The following is a 21,527-nucleotide window of genomic DNA, read 5'->3' on the forward strand; positions in this document are numbered from 1 at the left end:
ACTCCGAAAAATCACTGATAAATGTAACGGCGTCCGGCGGTTCGCGTAACGGGCATGGAACGCCGAACGGGCATTCTATTCGTACCTCAGCGTTTGGTTCCGTCCGCCGCCGCCCCTCCAGACAGGATCGGCGGACTGCTCCCGACTCAGTACGTGCGAAATTCGATCCAGCGGGAGTCGCGAGGGATGCGGAGGGGTTGAGGCTGTGCCTCCAGGAAGGCGATGAGCGCCGCCAGATCGGCGACCTCCATGGGCTCAACCGACTCGGCTTCGGCGAACATCGTGTAGCCGCCTCCACCGCCCGAAATAAAGTCGTTGACCGCGACCTCGTACCGCCCCTCCGGCTGCAGCGGAGATCCATCGTCGAACGTCACTTCCAGAATCCGCTCGCCGTACGAAGCGTCGGGATCGTAGCGGACCGTGATGCCGCTCGCGTGCAGGTCGACGTCCCCGTCGCGCACGGAGTGTTCGAGCGCCCGCAGCAGGAGCGCCCCCGACATCGTGTGGCGGACCAGCATGTTGTTGAAGGGCTGGAGCTCGAAGAGGTCGGTGTAGCTGACGGGCCCCGCCGGCAGGGAGCGGCGGATGCCTCCGTTGTTCATGAGGGCGACCTGGGCGCCGCTCGCCTGTCGCTGCGCGTCCGCCACGATCCGCCCCAGCGGAAAATCGCCGTCCCGGGGGGCGGGGAGCGGCTCGGGGAGGTTCACGACGATGCGGTCGACGATGTCCGCGATCTCGGCGCGGTAGGACGCGACGAGCCGCTCGACAGCCGGATCCGGCGCGATCTCGTCGGCCCACGCCTGTCGAATTCCGAGGCGCCGCGCACTGACGACGCCAGCCGCGCTCCGGTCGATGCGCCCGAGCCCGTATGCGGTCGTGTTGGCGAACGACTGGATGACGGGCACGCCGCGGACCTCGGTCTCCAGGCGCGAGTGCGTATGTCCCGTGACCGCGTAGTCGAAGCGTTCCGTCGTCGCGGCCAGCGCCTCCAGGGCCGGGCCCCGGCACGCGCCGGCCGCCGCATCCTCCCCCGCACCGACGTCGCAGAAGGCGCCTTCGTGCATGACCGCGACGACGAAGTCCGTGCCGGCCGCACGCACGACCGGGATGTAGCGGTCGAGCGCCTCGGCAATCGGCCGGAAGTCGAAGTCGGCGACAAGCGAGGGGCGGGCGACAATCGGCGTGGAGGGCGTCGTCATGCCGATGAATCCGACGCGGACGCCGTCTCTCTCGACGATCGTCCACGGCTCGACCCACTCGGGGTGCCGGTCGGTGCCCTTCAGGTAGATATTCGCGCCGAGCATGGCGAAGTCGGCGTCGGCCACGCGCTCGATGAGGATGTCGACGCCCCAGTCGAACTCGTGGTTTCCGATCGAGACGGCGTCGTAGCCGATCCCGTTCATGGCCTCGATGGTCGACTGTCCGTCGGTGAGGTTCGAAATCGGCGTCCCTTGCATGATGTCGCCGCCGGAGGCGACGAAGAGCGGACAGTCGGGGTGCGCGGCCCTCTCCTGCGCCACGTAGGCGGCCAGCGCCGCCGATCCGCCGACGGGACGCCCCTCGGACCAGCTCTGCACCGCCGGGAGCAGGCGCCCGTGCGTGTCGTTGGTTGAGAAGATCACGGCGCAGACGTCGGTGCGCGGGGCGCTGGAGGCGCAACTCCAGAGTGCAGCCGCCGAGACGGCCAAGAGAAGAGCGGTCGGACGGCGCGCCATCAGGTGGCCCGGACGGCCTGCAGACGCTCCATGTCCACGAGTGGCGCGGCGTAGTTCCCCGTCCAGCAGGCGTCGCAGAAGGGGCCGTGCTCCGCGACGGCGTCGCGCATTCCCTCCATGCTGAGGTAGCCGAGCGAGTCGACCCCCAGGTGCTGCCGTATCTCCTCGACCGTGTGGCTCGAGCCGATGAGTTCCTCGCGCGTGGGCATGTCGATCCCGTAGTAGCAGGGGGACTTCACCGGCGGCGAGGCGACCCGGAAATGCACCTCCCGCGCGCCGGCGTCCTGCAGGAGCCGGACCAGGCCCCGGCTCGTCGTGCCGCGCACCAGCGAGTCGTCCACCACCGCGATGCGTTTCCCGTCCACGAGTTCCTTCACCGGGTTGTACTTCACGCGCACCTTGAAGTCGCGTCCCGTCTGGGTGGGATGGATGAAGGTGCGGCCCACGTAATGGTTGCGGATGAGGGCGAGTTCGAACGGCAGGCCGCTCACCTCCGAGTATCCCAGCGCGGCGGAGTTGGACGAGTCCGGCACCGCGAACACGCAGTCGGCCTCCGCCGGGTGCTCGTGCGCGAGTTGGCGACCGAAGGCCCGCCGCGCCTCGTCCACGCTGCACCCCCACACGCGCGAGTCCGGCCGCGCAAAATACACGAGTTCGAAAAGGCAGGCGCTCGGCTCCTCGGGAGGCAGGGGACGAAGCGATTCCACATGGCCGTCCCGGACCTTCAGCACTTCGCCCGGGCGGACGTCGCGGACGTAGGCGGCTCCGATGATGTCGAGCGCGCACGTCTCCGACGCGAAGACGACGGCTTCCCCGAGGCGTCCCATCACCATCGGCCGGAAGCCCCGCGCATCCCGCGTCGCGTACACGGTGTCGCCGATGCAGAGGAGGATGGAGAAGGCGCCGACCACCTGTGAGAGGGCGTCGTCGATCTTTCCGTCAAGATCGCGGCGTCGCGAACGGGCGATGAGATGGACGATGACCTCGGAGTCGGAGTCCGTCTGGAAGATCGATCCATCGCGGGCCAGAGACCTCTTGAGCTGGCCCGCGTTCGTGATGTTGCCGTTGTGCGCGAGCGCGAAGGGCTGGTCCTCGTACTGGACGAGGAGCGGTTGCGCGTTACGCAGGCTGGAGCCTCCCGCCGTGGAATAGCGCACGTGCCCGATCGAGAGCGATCCGTCGAGCCCGCCGAGCACGTTGTCATCGAAGACATCCGCCACGAGCCCCATCCCCTTGTGGACCCGTGACTTGCCGGAGCTGTCGACCGTGACGATGCCGGCGGATTCCTGGCCGCGGTGTTGAAGCGCGTACAGGGACAGGAAGGCGAGTTCGGCGGCGGCCCCAGAGCCGCTGACCGCCACGATGCCGCACTCCTCCCGAGGCTTGTCCAGCTCGAACGCTCCTGAGGCCGCGTCCGGGGGGCCGTTTGTGGGGAGCTTCCTCATGACGTAAGCCCTGCCTCCTCGCTCATGCGGCGCGGGATCGCCTCCTCGTAGATGCGCGCCAGCTCCGTGACTGCCGGAGCGAGCGCGTGGCCGGCGCCGGTCATGTGGCACGGGCTATCGGGCCCGTTCACGGAGCCGATACGCGCCACGGGCACGCCGTGGCGCCGCCCGTGCGCGGTGAGCCGCTCGCCTTCGCCGGGCCGGCACGTCAGCACGACGCGCGAGTGCGACTCGCCGAACCAGCGCGCCGCCTCCGACACGTCGGACCCGGCGGGCGCCCGGTCGAGATCGGCCGTGTAGCCGAGCGGCCCGCCCGCCGCCCGCACCGCGCACTCCGCAAGCGCGACCGCAAGCCCGCCGTCGGAGCAGTCGTGCGCCGATACGAATGCCCCGTCCGCCGCCGCCTCGACGAGGAAATCGATCAGGGCCGACGCTTCCTCCAGGTCCACGGCCGGCGGCAATCCCGCGACGAGGCCGTGACAGGCCGCCAGATACTCGGACCCTCCGACCTCGTCGCGGGTCTCGCCGGCCACCCAAATCTCGTCACCGTCGCGCCGGAAAGCCGAGGGGACACGCCGCTCGAGGTCCTCGATGACGCCCAGCATCCCGATGACCGGTGTGGGATAGACGGGCTGGCCGCCCGTCTCATTGTAGAGCGACACGTTGCCGCCCGTCACCGGTGTCCCGAGCGCGCGGCACGCCTCGCCCATCCCGCCGACGGCCCCCGCGAGCTGAAAGTACACCTCCGGCCGCAGCGGACTCCCGAAGTTGAGGCAGTTCGTCACCGCGAGCGGGCGCGCCCCCGAGCAGGCCACGTTTCGCGCCGCCTCCGCGACCGCGGCCCGCCCGCCCGTCCGCGGATCGAGCCAGGTGTGCCGTCCGTTCCCGTCCGTAGACGCGGCCAGCGCCCGCCCCTCCGCGGGCAGCCGCAGCACGGCCGCGTCGGAGCCCGGCCCCTCGAGGGTGTTCGTCTGCACTGTCGTGTCGTACTGCTCATGGATCCAGCGCCGCGATGCGATCGAAGGCGAGTCGAGCAGCGTCCGCAGCGCCTCCTCCACCTCCGCGCCGGAGTCGAAGGAAGCGTAAGGGCCGAGGTCGACCCTCCGAGCTTCGGCCGTGGCCGGACTCATGACGCCCTCGCGCACGTACGTAGGACAATCGTCCACCAGCGGCTTCACCGGGATCTCGACGCGCACGACGCCGTCTTCGCGCACACGGAACATCCCGTCGTCCGTCACCCGTCCGATCGTCGCCGCCTGCAGGTCCCAGCGCTCGAGCACCTCGCGCACTGCCTCCTCGTGCTCGGGCTTCGCGACGAGGAGCATCCGCTCCTGCGACTCCGAGAGCAGCATCTCGTACGGCGTCATCCCCTTCTCGCGGACAGGGAGGTACGCCACGTCGATGTCGATGCCCGAGCCCGAGCGGGCCGCCATCTCCGTCCCGCTCGACGTCAATCCGGCCGCCCCCATGTCCTGGATGCCGACCAGGAGGTCGCGCTCGATGAGTTCGAGGCTCGCCTCGAGGAGGAGTTTCTCGGTGAACGGGTCCCCCACCTGCACCTGCGGCCGGCTGTCGATCGCCTCCTCGTCGAGTTCCTCCGACGCAAACGTCGCCCCGTGGATCCCGTCCCGCCCCGTGCGGGCGCCGACCGCCATCACCGGATTCCCGACGCCCTCCGCCTCCCCCCGGATGAGGCGCTCGAGCGGCAGGACGCCGATGCACATCACGTTGATGAGCGGGTTTCTCTCGTACGCCGGGTCGAAGATCGCCTCGCCTCCCACCGTGGGGACGCCGACGCAGTTCCCGTAGTCGCCGACCCCGCGCACGACCCCGTCGAAGAGGTAGCGCGACTGCGGCGAGTCGAGCGACCCGAAGTGGAGGCTGTCGAAGATGGCGATCGGCCGCGCGCCCATCGTGAACACGTCCCGCAGGATCCCGCCCGATCCCGTCGCCGCGCCCTGGTAGGGTTCGACGGCCGATGGGTGATTGTGGGACTCGATCTTGAACGCGACGCCCCAGCCGCCGCCCACGTCGATGACCCCGGCGTTCTCTCCCGGGCCCTGAACGACGGCGGCGCTCTCGGTCGGCAGTGTGCGGAGCAGGGGCCGCGAGTTCTTGTACCCGCAGTGCTCTGACCACATGGCGCTGAACACGCCGAGTTCCGTGAAGGTCGGTTCCCGCCCCATGAAACCGAGGATCTGTTCCCACTCCTCGGGACTCAGCCCGTGCTCAGCCACGAGCGCGGCGCTCATGACGGGGTCGCCCGGACGGGCTTCCACGCGTTCGAGCGAGGTCCGGGTCATGACGACACCCCGGCCCCCGCCACCGCGCCGGCCGCGAATTTCCGGGTCTCCGGCGGCGCATCGTCCTTTCGCCGGCCGCTCCCCCGGGAGACGGCCGCGAGCAGCGACTGGAACACGCCGAGTCCGTCGGTGTTGCCGAGGACCGAGAGTGAATGTCGCTCCGGGTGCGGCATGAGCCCCAGGATGTTCCCCGCAGCGTTCGTGATCCCCGCGATGTTGCGCGCCGAGCCGTTGGGGTTCGCGGCGTCCGTCGCGTCCCCGCGCCGGTCGACATAGCGGAACACCACCAGCTTCTCCGCCTCGAGTTCATCGAGCGTCGGGGCTTCCGCGACGAACTGGCCTTCGCCGTGCGCGATCGGGATGTGAAGCAGGTCGCCCTCGGAATAAGCCGATGTGAACGGCGTCGCTGCGTTCTCCACGCGGAGCCCGACGTCATGGCAGCGAAAGCGCAGGTTCCGGTTCCGGACCAAAGCCCCCGGCAGGAGATGCGCCTCGCACAGCACCTGGAATCCATTGCAGATCCCGAGCGTGAGCCCTCCGGCGCGCGCGAAGTCGATCACCTCGCGCATGATCGGGCTGAAGCGGGCGATCGCCCCCGCCCTGAGGTAGTCCCCGTAGGAGAAGCCGCCCGGCAGCACCACGACGTCGACGCCCTCGAGGTCCGTCGACTTGTGCCACAGATAGGTGGCGCGCTCTCCCAGCCCCTCCGTCACCGCCCGGTACACGTCCGCATCGCAGTTCGAGCCTGGGAACCGCACGATCCCCACCTTCATCCCCGCCTCCATCGGTTCACCCCTCCCGTACGCGCACGACGTAGTTTTCGATGATCGGGTTTGCGATCAGTTGTTCGCACATTTTCTCGGTGGAGGCCTTGGCGGCATCCGGCCCGTCGGCTTCGACCTCGAGACGGATCAGTCTCCCTGCACGCACCGAGTGGACCCCCTCGTACCCGAGGTTCCCGAGCGCCCGGCGGATCGTCTCCCCCGCCGGGTCGAGGATCCCCTCGCGCGGCGTGACCCGGACATCCACCGACCAGACCCGGCTCATGAGGGCGCCCCGTAGAGTTCGTGGCCGGCGATGCGCCGGAAGGCCTCGAGATAGCGCTCCGAGGTCGTGCGGATGACCTCCTCTGGAAGCGCCGGCGCCGGCGGCGTCTTGTCCCATTCCCCGGCTCCGACGATCTCCTGCAGGTGGTCGCGAACCGGCTGCTTGTCGAGCGAAGGCTGGCCGCCTCCGATCCGGTATGAGTCGGCTGGCCAGAAGCGGGACGAGTCGGGCGTCATCACCTCGTCGATGAGGATGATTCGCCCGTCCGCGCCGCGGCCGAACTCGTATTTCGTGTCGGCGAGGATGATGCCGCGCTCGCGGAGCGTGTCGCGACCCGCGGCGTAGAGCGCGAGGCTGATGTCGCGCAGTTCCGTCGCGAGCTCCGTCCCCACGATGTCGCACATCTGGTCGAAGGTGATGTTCTCGTCGTGGAGTCCCTCTTCCGCCTTCGTGGAGGGCGAGAAGATCGGCTCCGGGTATTCCTCCGACTCCCGCAAACCCTCCGGGAGAGGTTCGCCCGCGAGCGTCCCGTGGCGGCTGTACTCCTTCCACGCGGAGCCGGAGATGAAGCCGCGTACGATGCACTCGACGGGCAGGGGCTGCGCCTTCTCGACCAGCATGGCGCGATGTCCCAGGCTGTCCGCGATGCCGGCGAGTTCGGGCGCCGCCTCGGCGATGGCCGTGGGGGCGCTGGCGACGCGGTGGTTGCTCACGATGTCCGTCGTTCGGTCGAACCAGAACGCGGAGAGCTGGGTGAGCACGGCCCCCTTGTGGGGGATCGGATTCGGAATCACGCAGTCGAAGGCGCTGATGCGGTCGCTGGCGACCATCAGGATCCGGTCGTCCAGATCGTACATCGAGCGCACCTTCCCCTTGCGGAGAAGCGGCAGCGGCAAGTCGATCTCATGGAGCGCGGCCGGCGGGTTCCCGCCGAGCGTGGTCTGTGTCATGACGTCCTTTCGAGTGTCGCTGGTTCGGGTCCGGCCGCGTTCCCGCGGGAACGCCGCATCATACGCGGACCTCCTCGGCGGGCCGCGGCGCGTCCGCGGCCTCGAACAACGGGTCGACCCTGGTGTCCAGGAAGCGCTCCACCTGGTGGGCGCAGCGGCCGACGAGCCGGTGCGGGTCGGCCAGGGCGTGGAGTTCCTCCATGCCGAGCCCGAAGGCTGCGTCGGCGGCGATGCGCGCGAAGAAGTCGTTGTCCTCCGCGCCGTCGTCGAGCCGTTCGCGCGCGGCCAGCGCGTGTCCCCGCACCCGTTCGTGCAGGTCCTGCCGGTCGCCGCCTCCCCGCACGCCCGCGATAAGGATCTCCTCGGTGACCATGAAGGGCAGGGCCCGGCCCAACCGGCGCGCCACGACGGCCGGGTGTACGACGAGTCCCGCGCTCACGTTACGCGCGAGGATGAGGAGCGCATCAGCCGACAGATAGCCCTCGGGTAGCGAGATGCGCCGGTTCGCCGAATCGTCGAGCGTGCGCTCGAACCACTGCACGGAAGCGGTCCACGAGGCGTCGAGTTCCAGCGTGCAGAGATGGCGCGCCAGCGCGCAGATCCGCTCGCTGCGCATCGGGTTGCGCTTGTAGGGCATCGCCGACGAACCGATCTGGTGCTTACCGAACGGCTCTTCGATCTCCCCGAAGGCCTGCAGGATCCGGATGTCGTGGCCGAAGCGCGCCGTGGAAGCGCCAATCCCGGCGAGCGCCGCGAGCGCCCGGTGGTCGACCTTCCGCGGGTACGTCTGGCCGATCACGTCGTACGTGCCGGCGAAGCCGAAGCGCTCGGCGAGGCGCTCGTTGAGGCGATCCACCTTCGTCCCGTCCCCGTCGAACAGTTCGAGGAACGTCGCCTCCGTCCCTGTCGTCCCCCGCGCGCCCCGGAAGCGGAGTTCCGCCCGCACCGCTTCGATCTGCTCGAGGTCGAAGAGGAGGTCCTGGAGCCAGAGGCAGGCCCGCTTCCCGATCGTCACGGGCTGGGCCGGCTGCAGGTGCGTGTAGCCGAGCGTGGGCTCGGCGGCCTGCTCACGGGCGAATGCCGCGAGGTCTTCGATCGTCCCCAGCAGCCGGTCGCGCACGATGTCGAGCCCCTGACGGTGCTGGATGAGTCCGTGGTTGTCGCCCACGAAAGCGCTCGTCGCGCCGAGGTGGATGTACTTTCGGGCCTCCGGCGCGACCTCGCCGAAGTGATGTACGTGCGCCATCACATCGTGCCGGAGGTCGCGCTCGATGATGGCGATCCGGTCGAGGTCGATCTGCTCTCGCGCCGCGTGCATCGCCACGATGGCATCGTTGGGAATCTCGACGCCGAGCGCGCGTTCCTCCTCGGCGAGCGCAATCCACAGGTCGCGCCAGACGAGCGCCTGCATGCGAGGGGAGAAGATCGCCGCCATCTCGCTCGAGGCGTAGCGGTCGATGAGAGGATGTGGGTAGTGACGTTCCGGCATCAGGGGCGTAGTCCGGATCCAGCGGCCCACCCGGGGCGACCTCGGTCGCCGTAAGGTCGCAGTCTAGCCTCTCGGCGTTCCCCGCAAAAGTCCCGGACGCGTCAGCGGACGCGGAAGGGCTGGAGGTAGCCGATCTCCGTTCCGCGCGCGATGTAGAGTTGCACCGAGCCGTCGCGGGACCGCGCGTAGTACTCGAAGAGTTCACCTGCGTCCTCGGCGGAGCGCACCTCGTTGCGGTTGATGCTGAGGATGACGTCGCCCTCGCGGAGCCTCGTCCCGCGGGCCTCTTCGCCGACCGAGGCGATAAGCGCGCCGGCGTCGACCCGCAGGTTGAGTTCCTGCTGGATCTGCGGGGTGACGGTGATCAGGCGAAGGCCCGCGAGCACCTCGATCCGTTCCGCCCGCCCCGTGGGAACTTCGTCGAGCCGGAACCGGGTTCGGAGTTCGCGCCCGTCGCGCCGGAAGGTCACGTCCACGGTCGAGCCGACGCCGGAGTCCACGAGCCCAACCTGCCAGTCGAGGTCGTGATTGATGACGCGCCCGTTCAGGGTCACGATCTCATCCCCGGCCCGGAGACCGGCTCCGGCCGCAGGTGTGTCCTCGAGCACCTCCACCACCAGCGGGCGGCCGAAGACGGATTCCGGATCCTGCCGGTCCGTGAGCACCTGCATGCCGGCCCACGGCCGCCGCACCCGCCCGAACTCGAGGAGTTCCGCCGCGACGACGAGCGCCCGGTCGATGGGGATCGCGAAGCCCAGCCCCTCCGACCCACCGGAGCGCGAGAAGATCGAACTGTTCACGCCGATGACTTGGCCGTCCGCGTTGGCCAGCGGCCCGCCCGAGTTCCCGGGATTGATCGAGGCGTCCGTCTGGATCATGTCGGCGTACAGGACCTCCTGTCCGGTGGAGGACTGAATGTCCCGGCCGACGCCGCTCACGACGCCTGATGTTACGGTCGCTTCCGTGTTGCGCAGGGCGTAACCCGACGGGTTTCCGAGCGCGACCGCGGGTTCTCCGATGAGGAGACTCGAGGAGGCGCCGAGCGGAGCGGCTGGTACCCGACCCGCAGGAATCCGGACCACCGCGAGGTCGGTGAGTTCGTCGGAGCCGATGAGTTCGGCCTCGAAGCGCTGTCCGTCGCGGTCCACGACCTCGATGCGATCCGCCCCGCTTACGACGTGCGCGTTCGTGACGATCGTTCCCGCGTCATCGATGGCGAAGCCCGATCCCAGGCCGGACTCGATCCGGGAGCGGCCGCCCCGGTTGAAGAAGCGATTGAACATGTCCTGCGTCTGTACTGTCCGCTCCGTCCGGAGGCTCACGACGGAGGGAAGCACCCGGGCCGCGGCGATGACCGTGGGTGTCCGCCTGGCTCCGGAAACGTCGGCCAGCGACTGCGCCGCAGTCGAGGTCGGAGTACTCGGCCCCCCGGCCAGCGACGTCCGCGCGAACGGATTGGGCGCCGGCCGGCTCTCCTCGACGGTCGGGGTCCCATCTCCAAGCGTGGTTACCAGCGCCCCGACGCCGAGACCGGCGAAGATGAGCACGGTCGCCGCGACAAGCACCCGCCCCAGTGCGGCAATGACCATCCTGATCTGATTCCCTGACCTCATCGCCTCAAATGCCTTGCCAAGTCGTTCGCCTCGGTTGCCTCGACCTGCTCGCGGGTTACGCCTCCGGTCGGAGGTTGCCGTATACGCCACCCACGGAGTCAGGCACACTCGCTGCTACACACGATAGTGATACGGTCGAGAACACCGAAGGGTTCACTGGCGCTCCCTGGGTGCAGAGTCGGGAAGCCACGGGATCCCCGGGCCGGCGTTCCAGCGCTTCTCGTAGCGGACGCCCGTCAGGTACAGGCCCTCGGGCGGGGCGGGGAAGACCGCCCGCGTGCCCGCCTCGCCCGCAAGCAGGCGCTCGAAGTCCGCCCGCGGTCTGCGCCCTGCGGCGATCTCCACCGATGTCCCCACCAGATAACGCACCATGTGGTGCAGAAACCGGTCGGCCACGATCTCGAAGAAAAGAAAGGGAGGGGAGTCGAAGAGCCACGCGGCGCGGTGCACCCGGCAGCGAGTCCCGCGCTCGGGCTGTCCCGAACGGGCGAACCGTTCGAACGGCCGTTCTCCCGGGATCACAGCGGCGAGCCCGGCAAGCGCGTCGAGATCGAGCGGCCAGCGCGGACGCCAGCATCGATGACGCAGTAACGGCCGACTGCGCCCCCCTTCCACGACCGCGTACCGGTAGCGCCGCGCCTCGGCGTCGAAGCGTGGATGAAAATCAGGCCCCGCGGCCTGCACGTTGCGGACGGCAATATCGTCCGGAAAGGTAGCTCCCAGAGCGCGGGCCGCTTCCTCCGGGCTCCAGGCGCGGGGTGCCCCGAACGCGATCTCCTGGGCCGTCGCGTGAACCCCCGCGTCCGTGCGTCCCGCGAGGTCGATTCGGACAGGCCGATCGAAGAGGTTCCCGAGCGCCTCCTCCACCTCGCGCTGGACGGTGCGCACGCCGGGCTGTAGTTGGGATCCATGGAACGAGGTCCCATCGTACTCGATCGTGGCCCGGAAACGGGTGAGCGAAGCCGTGGAGTCTGACATCCGCGAAGACTAGCGACTTCCGGCCGACAAGGGGAAACCAGGCAGAAGCCAGGGGGCAATCCAGGTGAACGATACCATCCGGCGCGTACTCTCCGGAGAGACGCTCGATGCGGCTGCCGCCGAGGCCGCCTTCGATCGCTTCATGAGCGGCGACGCTACGCCGGCCGAGATGGCCGCACTCCTCACGGCGCTCAGGATGCGCGGGGAGACGCCCGCCGAAGTCGCCGGAGGGGTCCGCGCGCTGCGCAAGGCGATGATTCCGCTGTCCCTCGACGACGACCGCATCATCGACACCTGCGGAACGGGCGGAGGGACGCTGACCACGTTCAACATCTCGACGGCGGCCGCCATCGTCGCCGCGGCCGGCGGCGTTCGCATCGCCAAACACGGCAACCGGTCGTTCACCTCCAAGTGCGGCAGCGCCGATGTGCTCGAGACCCTCGGCGTGCCCATTCAGCTCTCGCCCGAGGACGAGAAGCGGATGTTCGAGGAGACGGGGTTCGTGTTCATGTTCGCGCCGGACCACCATCCCGCCATGCGGCATGTGGGGCCTGTGCGGTCGGCGCTCGGCGTCACCACGATCATGAATCTGCTCGGTCCGCTGGCGAACCCGGCGGGCGTGCGGCGCCAGGTGGTCGGCGTGGCGCACCCGGACCTGCAGCGCCTCGTCGCCGATACCCTCCTCGAACTCGGCCACGAACGCGCGCTGGTCGTCCACGGCGAGCCGGGCATGGACGAGTTGAGTCCGCTTGGGCCAACCCGCGTGTTCCAGGTGGAGGCCGGGACTCTCTCCGAGTTTGAGGTCGCGCCCTCCGACTTCGACTGGCCGGACTACGCCGCGCGCGATCTCGCGGGGCACGAGCCGGCCAGGAACGCCGAACGCGTGCGCCGGGTACTCTCCGGTATGGAAGGCGGCGCCGGCCGCGCCGCCGTCGCGCTCAACGCAGCGGCGGCTTTCTGGGTGGCCGGCATCGTCGACTCGTTGGCCGGCGGTGTCGCCGCCGCGGAGCAGTCGATTGACTCCGGGGCAGCGAAGGGCCGACTGGAGGTCCTGCAATCGTTTCGGGCGACGGCGTGAATTGAGCGCACGGTCGATCCGGGGCGACGCCAAGGGTCGCTGTTCGACCAATAGAGGAGGATCGGCCAGGTGATTTCCCCGCGCCTCCTGGAAAAGACATATAGACATGATCCGGATCCTCGCGGATACATCCCGGGATGCGGAGCGCATAAATCAGGCGATCGGCGGCGGCGGTCACGTGGTGGAGGTCCCGAGCGAATTCACCACGGTTGACTCGGATCTTGCCTGCCTGATCGTCGGTTGCCGCAAACGGCTCCTTGGAGACCGTCTCGACCTCCTCGGGGAGGTCGAACGAAAGCTGCCATGGGTTCCCGTCATTCTGGTGACGGAACGCGATGTCGGTATCGCCCGTTTGCTGATCAGCGTACGCGTCTCCGCGCTTGTCTGGTTCGCCGACGTACGGACGCAACTCCGGTCGCGAATTCAGACCACCTCCAATACGGGTCCACTCCTGCACCTGGCGGAGACCGTCCGGCAGTCCGTGTTGCCGCCGGCCTTCCGCCGGGCATTGGCCCACAGCTTGCGCCGGGCCGCAAGAGACCCCGTCCGTAACGTGAGCGAGTTGGCCGATGCGGTCGGGTGCTCACCGGTCACGCTGTTCCAGGAGTTTCGTAGGAGATCCAGAGGACGCACGACGTTCAACCGGTTCCTCGGTGCTCTGGTGATCCTGCGGGCCCATCAGCTCCGAGACTCCGGTTTGAACTGGAAAACGATCAGCGCGCTGCTCGGCTTTGATCGCGGTACGCTGAACCGGAAGTCGAAGACCTGGCCGGGCCGCACGCTCAGCGAACTCGAGCGGATGACTGCCGACGAGCTTTTCCCGGCGTTCGTGGCGGAACAACTCGCGCCCCTGCTGCGATAATCGATTACGCCCCCAAGTGACCTGAGTTGCTACGGATTCACCCGTTTGCGTGCTTCCGCGCCAGCGAGTGCCGTCCGAGCTTTATCTGCGATACGGAGGGCGTCCGACCCGGGCGTTCGACGGTGGCCGGGCACGCAGCGGCGGGGAGCGATGTCCCTGCGGCGAGGAGGGATGAATGGGGTCTGGGCAGCCCGGAAAGCATGCAGTGCGATGATCCGGATTCTTGCGGATACACCCGGGGACTCGGAGCGGATAAATCAGGCCATCGGCGGTACCGGCCAGGTGCTGGATACGGCGAGGGGCCTCACGGCGGGCGATCACGACACCGACTGCCTGATCGTCGCCTGCCGCAGACCGTTCCTGCCGGAGCGGATCGACCTCCTGGCGGAAATCGAACTGACGCTGCCGTGGGTTCCCGTCATCCTCGTGACGGACCGCGATGCCGGCGTCGCTCGTCTCCTGAGCAACGTGCGGGTCTCTGCCCTCGTCTGGTTCGCCGACGTGGAGACCCAACTCGAGTCGCGGATCGAAGCCGCGTGCGCGACGACGATGCTGGCCCAGCATGTGTTATCCCGTGCGGATCTGTTGTAGTCATTGAAGTTGCGGGATTCCGGGGGCGAATTCCTGCTGTTTGATTCCCGCCGACTGGATTTCAGCCCTGTGGCCTGCGGCGGCTCCGGATGGCCTGCCTGAGTTGCGCCTCGTCCGGCTGCTGGTAACAGCGGAGCACGGTCTTGGCCGCCTTCCAGCCTCCGAGTTCGCAGAGCACCTTGAGCGGCAGGTCCATGAGGTCGCTGGCAAACTTCCGCCTCAGTGAGTGCCAGCCCCTGCCGCGCTTGGGCTCAAGCCCGGCGAGCCGCTCCGCCCGCTGCCACCAGTTGCGGGCTTGCGGGAAGCTCAGGCATTCCGAGGGATTCTTGGTCGCGGGCAAGACCGGCGCGTCCCCGCTCGCTGGGTTGCGCCTTCGCGCCTCCTCGAAGACTGCGGTGGCTTCGGGCGTCAAGGGCGTCCGGTGCTCGTAGCCCGTCTTCTCGTGCTTGGCGCGCCACCGCACCGTTTCGCCGTCGAGGTCGATGTCAGCCCACCTGAGGTTGCGAATCGCGCCGATCCGGTGCCCGGTTTCGTGCGCTAGCACGAGGGCGACGTGGAAGCGCCAATCGACCCGCCGCGACACTTGCAGAAGTGCTTGGTACTCCTCCTCCGTGAGAACGACCCGTGTGGGGTTCTTCTCGACGGGCTTCCTGAGACCCTTGAGCGGGTTCCCGTCGAGGAGCAGGCGGCCCTGCTCGTCCCTCGACCGCGACGCCCAGTTCAGGACCGCCATGAGGAACGTCAGGTCCCATTCGATCATCCGGTTGCCCACGGGCTTGCCACTGGGACCGACCGTGCCCGCCCGGCGCTCCCGGATGAACCTGTCCCAGTCTCGCTGGGATAGGGTATCGGGCCTTCGGTCTCTGCCGAAGAACTTGAGGAACATCGCCATCGCGCCTCTGTCGGATCGCTGGGACGGCGGCCTCTTGGTGGGCGTCACCTCCTCACCGTAGATGTCAAAAAGCCGTTCCAAGGTGAGCGGCTCCGGCTCGGCTTCCGCCTTGCCGTTGGGCGCGTCGATGAACCCGGCGGCGAACTGATCCGCCTGCTTCTTCGCGCGCGCCCAGTCTCGGTGCTTGAGGGACCGGGTGCGCCTGCGCCCGTTCTCTCGCCACTCGATCTGGAAGATGCCGGTCTTCGGGTCAGGGAAGATCCTGACCCGGTTGCGGCCCCATTCTCCGGCGCCGTAGGAGCGCCGACTTCGTTTCGTGCGTGCCATCATTCGATTCCTCCGATGATGGACCGCACGATCTGCGTGTTTGAAACCTCGCCTCGCGCGGGCGCGTCGTCCAGAGTTGGCGGCCCGGACCGCTTTCGCGGCGGGCGCGCCACGGGGCCGTTGGTTTCTGCGGGTTACCGTGGAGCCATCCCCCGGTCCCCCAAACGACATTCCGTGCGCCTTCATGGACGCCGGCCTCGCCCGACATGGTCCGTCCCCGGACCGCCCCAAGGCCGGACGCTGGAGCTGCGCGATCCGTGTGGGCGTCACGGCCGCACCCTCGCGGTCCTCGAAGCCGATGTCCGGCTGCCGAGGTTCGCGGACGACTCAGCCCTGTGCCGCCTCCATGATCTCGGCCACATAGTCATCCAGCCGGGCCATGACCTCGATCGTGTCCGCCTGGCTCTCCGCGTTCGCGAGCTCCTTGGCCAGATCGAGCAGTAGGCGGCGAACCGCAACCGGGTCGCCCGCCTCCATCAGCGGCGCATCCGCAGCGTTGGGCTCCTCAGCCGTTGGGACCTCCGGTTCCGGTGGCGTCTCGGGCTTGGGCGCGGCGGCCCTTGCCAGCCGCGCCTTCACCTGGAGGGGGTACTTTGCGTGGAACTGTCGGGCCGAGAGTTCCGCGACGGGGGGTCGATCTCGCGGGCACCGGCGAACAGGTCCGCGTTCGAGACATCGGGGTCCACTTCGAGCGTCCGCTCCACGAACTCCATGACGGCGGCACCATCGCCGGGTGCCGCGGGCGCGGGGTCGGGCTCGGGGTTCGCGTTCGGTTGCCGTGCGGGCCGCTCTTGCGGCGCGATCCGCCGGGTCGCCGGCAGCCGATACTTGGCGTGAAACTGTTGCAGCGTGAGTTCCTCTACCGACTCGTCGATCTCGCGGGCACCAGCGAACAGGGCGGCGTTCTTCACGCCGGAGTCCGCCCTCAGTTCGCGTTCCACGTGCTGCATGACGGCATCATGCAAGCTGCCCATGTCCGTTACCCTTTCCTGTGGCAAGTCCGCGCCCGACGGAGGCGGACGAGCCGTGAGTCGCAATTGTGCTCAGTTTGAGAATACTCGACGCGTGGTCGGGCAGGGTCAATGTTCGCTGGCGTTTGCGAGGTGCTCCGCCCGCCACCTGAATACCGCTGGTGATCGACTACGTACACCTGCCCGCCGTCCGGGGTTTGCCGACTTCAGCCCCGAAGAGCGCCGCACGCGCCGGAGGCACGGCGGCGCTCATGTCAGCCTTCCCGCAGGGATAATTCCGAGGGTAGCGACCCCAGAAGGGGGCGGGGGCGGGGGTGCGCAAGCAAACCCCGCCCCGCGCCCGAACCGGGCACCTGTGCCCCTGGGGTCGCTACCCTCCACGCCCCAAGCGGCTCCTTCGGCACGGCCGACCGCGCGGCGAAGCTGCAAGACCTTGCCGCGCCATCGGATATGCAGGCCGGTCGGTGCGCATCACGGGAGCGCCAAAATGTGCATCGACCCCCATTGTCTCTTGCACACCTCCGGTACGGCCCAAAGACATCATCTCTCCCAGTAGAATCGAGCCCCCGCCAGCCGATCCGTCATCCATGTGTCGACACGCTCCGTCAGCCCTCGGCCCGCACGCCCGCGTGCCCGATTCTCAAGGGCGATGGCGCGCTTCAAGGCGGCCTGCAAGCCGCCGTATTCGTCGAGGACCCGGACATCCCCCCCGAGGATTGCCTGCTCGATACGGGCGAGGTCGCGCCGGGTCTCCTCGTCGATTTCGGACGGGCGCGGATACCGCGACCAGTTGGTCAGCACCCTGCTCGTCCTACCATACTCCTTCCATCTCCGGGCGACCGCCACCACTTCGATCTTGAGGCCCAGGTCCCAAAGCGCCTTCCAGAGATCGCCATGCTTCGCGCCCCACGAACGGAGCGCCGTCGCGGTCTCGTGGCCCGGCTCGGCGTAGACGAAGACGGCGCGCTCCGCGTCCAGCGCGATGGGAAGCCCGAGCGGGAAGAAGCGCCGGAGGCCCCCGAGCGCGCCCCGGTAGACGCGTTGGGGAAGAAGCCCCCGCTCGATCCCGAGCGCTTCGAAGGCGGCGACCCTCTCGGCCTCGGTCGGCAGCCAGGGCACGCCGGGATGTTCGAGCACGTAGTCGAGCGCGAGCAAGCGGCGCATCATCACTTCCGGCGACGTGATCCGGCGGCGGCGGTGGTCCCCGGCACCAAGCGCCTTGTAGATCCTGCGTCCGTGGATCCGGCAGATCCGACCGATGCCGTTGATGCCGGGTGGCTTCTCCTCGACGGCCACGCCCTGGGCGACGAGCTTGCGGACGGCGCGACCGACCTTTTCGTGGTGGCACCCGAGGAAGCTCGTCCACTGAGCCCGCGTGAACACGCCGCCGTGGAAGCAGGCCAAGCCGATCCACTCGGCGCGGCGGCCGGCCCAGCCAAAAGGCTCCAGCGCCTTCGCACGTTCGCTCAGACCGCTCCGCTCGCTACCGGATTGAACTGCCACTTCGGCCTCTCCATGCCAGAAACCGTGTGCAAACGTTCGCTGGCAAGTCAACCCGAAGGAAGCGTTACAATGCCTCGCGAAGTCTCCGGATGTCTCGGAATGTATCCGGGCCATCGGTCACGGCCCCCAGCGGCTGTTCCAATGCCGCCTGCTGGTCCTCCCCCGGGTGCCCACGGCCTCAGGAGAAGGACCCACGCACCGACCGCAGGACCTCCTCCATCTTCTCGATCCCGAGGAGGCGTTCGGGTCATCAGTAATGTGCGAGGTGATGGCTGCCGGCACGACTGGCTGTCAGGGCCGTAGAGTCACGGCCGCATTCAACGGCGGCACGAGTTCGAGGAGACGGCCGTGTACGACGGCGTGTTCAGCTCGCACAACATCGTGATCAACGAGGAGACCGGCTTCGCGCACGCCGTCGGCAGCAGCGGCGGCGGCGAGGCGTGCGGCGGCGGTCTGCACATGATCGACATCCGCGATCCGGCGAACCCCCGCTTCGCCGGCTGCTTCGCGGACCCCGACATCGGCGGCTTCCTCGGCGGCGGCTACACGCACGACGCCCAGTGCGTGATCTACGACGGACCCGACGAGGACTACGTCGGCCGGGAGATCTGCTTCCACGCGTCGATCGATGCGCTCGGGATCTCCGACATCACCGACAAGGAGAATCCCGTCGCGCTCGCGAGCGCCGGCTACCCCGGCGCCGTCGCCGCCCACCAGGGATGGCTCACCGAGGACCACCGCTACTTTTTCCTCGGCGACGAACTCGACGAGGAGGGGGGTACCGTCTCCAATACGCGGACGCTCGTGTGGGACGTGGTGGAACTCGACGACCCGGTGCTGGCGACCGAGTATTTCGCCGAGACGCGCTCGATCGACCACAACCAGTACGTGCGGGGCGACTTCCTCTACCAGTCGAACCTTCTGGGCGGCTTGAGGATCCTCGACATCCGGGACCCTGAAAACCCTGTCGAGGTGGCCTTCTTCGACACCGTCCCCACGGACGACGACGCGACGGCCTTCGGCGGCACGTGGAGCAACTATCCGTACTTCGAGAGCGGCGTGATCGCGATCTCGAGCTGGAACGAGGGCCTCTTCCTGCTCAGAAAGCGCGAACGCGTCCTCGTTCCGTAATGATGCCGTTACGTGGGCTGCGGTTTGACCGGCGGAGGAGCGCCGAATAGGTGTAGACTGGAAGCGGGCGTCTACCGGCAGCGAATCACCACGTCGGAGGATATCCAGGATGGAAGCACACAGTTCCGACGCGACCATCGCCATGGGCAGTCGCGTCGTCGAGCCTTCGGTCTCGAACGCGCTGCCGCACTTCGCTCCCCTCGCGATCTTCCCGCTCGTCGTCTGCGCCGCCGTGTACGGCGGCTGGTGGCTTGCGGGTCCGCTGGTCTTCTTCACGCTTGCGGACCGCTTCGACAGGTTGTTCGGCCTGGAAGAGCGGAACATGGATCCGGCCACGACCCACGAAAGCCAGCTGTTCCTGTACAAGCTCTCGCTCTGGCTGTGGGGCGTGTTCTGGCCGGTGACGTTCGTATTCTCGCTCTGGCAGGTGTTGGTCTCCGGTCATCTGGCCCTGTGGGAAGTCGGGTGCATGGCCGCCATTCTCACGCTCGTGGGCCAGACGGTCTTCATCGTGGGCCACGAACTGGTCCACCGGCGCGTTCTCTGGGAGCGTCGGCTCGGCGAGTTCCTGCTGGCTTCCTCGTCCTACCCGCACTACGCGACCGAACACGTCTACATCCATCATCCCCGCGTGTGTACGCCCTTGGACCCCGGGTCCGCGCCGAAGGGCGTTGGCTTCTGGCAGTACCTGCTCCCGGAGATCCGGAACAACCTCCTGGGCGCCTGGCGGTTCGAACTGCGCCGACTGAGGCGCCGCCATCTGCCGCCGTGGCACCACACGAATGCGTTCTGGCGCTACACCGTGCAAATCGTCTTCTGGTACGGCCTTCTCGTCTGGTGGGGCGGCCCCTGGGCCCTGCTGATCTACCTCATCCTGTGCGGCAGCGTCGTCTTCTCGATGAAGGTCAGCAACTACGTGCAGCACTATGGACTAAGACGCATCCGCATGCCCACGGGCAGGTACGAGCCGGTGAAACCGAGGCACGCCTGGAGCGCCGCATACAAGTTCACCAACTGGCTGTACTACAACATGCAGCGGCACGCGGACCATCACACGTCCAACCGGCGCTATCCGCTCCTGCAGCATCATGGCGAGGAAGTCTCGCCGCAGCTGCCGGGCAGCTACATCCAGATGAACTCTCTCGCCATGTTCCCGAAGCGGTGGTTCGAGACCATCCATCCGCTGCTCGATCGACAGCGCGCGCAGTTCTATCCCGAGATCGACGACTGGAGCGCCTACGACAGCCGGGCGTTCGCGGAGCGCCCGGACGCGTTCGATGCCATCACGGAGATCCATGCCTCCGCCCCGCGGCTGGCCGAGTGGATCAACCGCTCCCCGGCCCTGCTGGACAGGTTGCGGGATCGGGAATTCACGGATCTGGAGCTGCCGGACGGAATCGGGCCGGATCCCGAGTTCGAGGCCATCGCGCGCTGCGGGCTGGCGCGCCTTTACTGGACGCACGAACTGGACCTCCCCGAGATGAAGGCCCAGCTCGACGACATCCACGTGCAGGACGCCGGCGAGGCGGTCGAGGCGGCGCTGGAGTGGTCGAACGGAAAGGTCTTCCAGATCGCCGTGCACGTGATGCGTGGCAGCCTGTCGATCGCCGAGGCGGGCACGACGCTGTCTCGCGTCGCCCAAGCCTCCATCGCCACGGTGCTGGCCGCGGTGGAGGAGGACTTCGCCGACCGGGGTCGGCCGCGCGCCAGCGGCGGAGTGGCGGTCGTTGTTCCGGGGCTCCTGACGAACGGCGAGGCGATGCCGGGGGAGGTGCTCGATGTCCGGTTCGTGTACGAAGGCGGACCGGCCAAGTACCACGAGGCGCTGTGCCGCCGCTTCCGGAAGGCGCTCCGTGCGCTGTCGCGCAACAACCTGCTGCTCGCCCCCCTCCCGCGCGGCGCGCTGGACGAGTTCCATTCCTTCGACGCGTTCGCGGAAAACCTCCGGAACCCCGGTTCAGGCGCCGAGCTTCTGGCCCTCGCCCGGGCGCGCTGCGCGTTCGTGTCCGGCGACGCGGCGGTCGGGGAACGCGTCGAGCAGGCGCTGCGGGATGCGTTGGGCCAGGAAGCCGCCCGCGAGCTGTTGCTGGCCGAGTTGCGCGACGCCGGAGAGCGCGGCGTCGAACCGGATCTCACGTCGATTGCCGGGATGCGCGGCGGTCTTGGAGACATCGAGCGCGCCGCCCTATACCTACATGTGACTCCCAACGGTCATGCGCCGGAGCTGCCGGAATACGACGCGGGCGCCGCTTTCCGGGCGGCAAGCAGGCGCGGGTTGATCGCCGAGGGTGACGCCGAGCGGCTGGCGGCGGCGGCAGGACTGTGGCGGAATCTCGATGGCTCGCTACGGCTTATCGCCGCAGATGAGTTCGCGCCCGACACGGCGACTTCCACCGTGAAGGCCGCGATTGCCGAAGCCTGCGGGCTGGACGATTTCGATACGCTGCCCGCGACGATTCGCGATACAGCGTCCCGCACTGCCGCCCACATCGACGCGCTTTGCACATGAACCAAGCCGCCCTGAAGCAACGCGTAGCTGAGGATCGACGGATCTCGACGTTCCGCGACGCCCCGCGCACATGGCCCGGCTCGTCAGGCTGGCCCGGCAGGCTGGCCCGGCAGGAGTCGACAG

The 21,527-nt window shown here is 68.3% G+C and carries 18 protein-coding genes; 5 read left to right on the forward strand and 13 right to left on the reverse strand.

The genetic code is table 11. The features are described from left to right. Positions 1-146 precede the first annotated feature (146 nt). The 9 genes from ACOOGH_RS02995 to truA all read right to left on the reverse strand — a co-directional run bounded on the left by ACOOGH_RS02995 (position 147) and on the right by truA (position 11,540). Complete coding sequence (locus tag ACOOGH_RS02995) at positions 147-1,622, reverse strand: bifunctional metallophosphatase/5'-nucleotidase (protein WP_420447501.1); 1,476 nt, start codon at positions 1,620-1,622, stop codon at positions 147-149. 92 nt (positions 1,623-1,714) lie between these two features. After that, positions 1,715-3,160: an amidophosphoribosyltransferase gene (purF, locus tag ACOOGH_RS03000; RefSeq protein ID WP_420447502.1), complete on the reverse strand. Its 1,446-nt coding sequence runs from the start codon at positions 3,158-3,160 to the stop codon at positions 1,715-1,717. Next, positions 3,157-5,463: a phosphoribosylformylglycinamidine synthase subunit PurL gene (gene purL / locus ACOOGH_RS03005; RefSeq protein ID WP_420447503.1), complete on the reverse strand. Its 2,307-nt coding sequence runs from the start codon at positions 5,461-5,463 to the stop codon at positions 3,157-3,159. The genes purF and purL overlap by 4 nt, the downstream gene beginning before the upstream one ends. After that, complete coding sequence (gene purQ, locus ACOOGH_RS03010; protein ID WP_420450051.1) at positions 5,460-6,236, reverse strand: phosphoribosylformylglycinamidine synthase subunit PurQ; 777 nt, start codon at positions 6,234-6,236, stop codon at positions 5,460-5,462. Before purQ ends, purL begins: the two co-directional genes overlap by 4 nt. Before the next feature lie 16 nt (positions 6,237-6,252). After that, the gene (gene purS / locus ACOOGH_RS03015) at positions 6,253-6,510 is read right to left on the reverse strand and encodes a phosphoribosylformylglycinamidine synthase subunit PurS (RefSeq protein ID WP_420447504.1); all 258 of its coding nucleotides are present in this window, start codon (positions 6,508-6,510) and stop codon (positions 6,253-6,255) included. Beyond that, entirely contained in the window at positions 6,507-7,460 is a 954-nt protein-coding gene (locus ACOOGH_RS03020; protein ID WP_420447505.1) for a phosphoribosylaminoimidazolesuccinocarboxamide synthase, read from the reverse strand. The genes purS and ACOOGH_RS03020 overlap by 4 nt, the downstream gene beginning before the upstream one ends. 58 nt (positions 7,461-7,518) lie before the next feature. Then, positions 7,519-8,949 (reverse strand): adenylosuccinate lyase, encoded by a 1,431-nt coding sequence (purB, locus tag ACOOGH_RS03025; protein ID WP_420447506.1) that lies wholly within the window; start codon positions 8,947-8,949, stop codon positions 7,519-7,521. Between the two features lie 101 nt (positions 8,950-9,050). Next, positions 9,051-10,562 (reverse strand): trypsin-like peptidase domain-containing protein, encoded by a 1,512-nt coding sequence (locus ACOOGH_RS03030; RefSeq protein ID WP_420447507.1) that lies wholly within the window; start codon positions 10,560-10,562, stop codon positions 9,051-9,053. 153 nt (positions 10,563-10,715) lie between these two features. After that, a complete protein-coding gene (gene truA / locus ACOOGH_RS03035) occupies positions 10,716-11,540 on the reverse strand; it encodes a tRNA pseudouridine(38-40) synthase TruA (protein ID WP_420447508.1) in 825 nt (274 codons plus the stop codon). Positions 11,541-11,604: 64 nt separating this feature from the next. Here truA and trpD point away from each other — a divergent pair, with 64 nt between their 5' ends. The 3 genes from trpD to ACOOGH_RS03050 all read left to right on the forward strand — a co-directional run bounded on the left by trpD (position 11,605) and on the right by ACOOGH_RS03050 (position 14,071). After that, a complete protein-coding gene (gene trpD / locus ACOOGH_RS03040; RefSeq protein ID WP_420447509.1) occupies positions 11,605-12,618 on the forward strand; it encodes an anthranilate phosphoribosyltransferase in 1,014 nt (337 codons plus the stop codon). Between the two features lie 106 nt (positions 12,619-12,724). Continuing rightward, entirely contained in the window at positions 12,725-13,480 is a 756-nt protein-coding gene (locus tag ACOOGH_RS03045) for a hypothetical protein (protein ID WP_420447510.1), read from the forward strand. A 210-nt stretch (positions 13,481-13,690) separates the two neighbouring features. Continuing rightward, the gene (locus ACOOGH_RS03050; protein ID WP_420447511.1) at positions 13,691-14,071 is read left to right on the forward strand and encodes a hypothetical protein; all 381 of its coding nucleotides are present in this window, start codon (positions 13,691-13,693) and stop codon (positions 14,069-14,071) included. A gap of 61 nt (positions 14,072-14,132) precedes the next feature. On the opposite strand, the gene ACOOGH_RS03055 is transcribed toward ACOOGH_RS03050, so the two are convergent. The 4 genes from ACOOGH_RS03055 to ACOOGH_RS03070 all read right to left on the reverse strand — a co-directional run bounded on the left by ACOOGH_RS03055 (position 14,133) and on the right by ACOOGH_RS03070 (position 17,764). Beyond that, positions 14,133-15,293, reverse strand: coding sequence for a tyrosine-type recombinase/integrase (locus ACOOGH_RS03055; RefSeq protein ID WP_420447512.1), 1,161 nt, complete (start codon positions 15,291-15,293; stop codon positions 14,133-14,135). A gap of 324 nt (positions 15,294-15,617) precedes the next feature. Continuing rightward, positions 15,618-15,869, reverse strand: coding sequence for a hypothetical protein (locus ACOOGH_RS03060; RefSeq protein ID WP_420447513.1), 252 nt, complete (start codon positions 15,867-15,869; stop codon positions 15,618-15,620). Beyond that, a complete protein-coding gene (locus tag ACOOGH_RS03065; protein ID WP_420447514.1) occupies positions 15,866-16,264 on the reverse strand; it encodes a hypothetical protein in 399 nt (132 codons plus the stop codon). The genes ACOOGH_RS03060 and ACOOGH_RS03065 overlap by 4 nt, the downstream gene beginning before the upstream one ends. A gap of 537 nt (positions 16,265-16,801) precedes the next feature. Beyond that, positions 16,802-17,764, reverse strand: a complete 963-nt coding sequence (locus ACOOGH_RS03070; protein ID WP_420447515.1) for a hypothetical protein — start codon at positions 17,762-17,764, stop codon at positions 16,802-16,804. A gap of 315 nt (positions 17,765-18,079) precedes the next feature. Between ACOOGH_RS03070 and ACOOGH_RS03075 the strand changes: the two genes are divergently transcribed. Then, a complete protein-coding gene (locus ACOOGH_RS03075) occupies positions 18,080-18,895 on the forward strand; it encodes a choice-of-anchor B family protein (protein WP_420450052.1) in 816 nt (271 codons plus the stop codon). A 109-nt stretch (positions 18,896-19,004) separates the two neighbouring features. After that, on the forward strand, positions 19,005-21,404 hold the full coding sequence (locus ACOOGH_RS03080; RefSeq protein WP_420447516.1) for a fatty acid desaturase: 2,400 nt from the start codon (positions 19,005-19,007) through the stop codon (positions 21,402-21,404). Positions 21,405-21,527 lie beyond the last annotated feature (123 nt).

Origin of the sequence: Candidatus Palauibacter sp., from assembly GCF_965213655.1 — a bacterium.
GTDB lineage: Bacteria > Gemmatimonadota > Gemmatimonadetes > Palauibacterales > Palauibacteraceae > Palauibacter.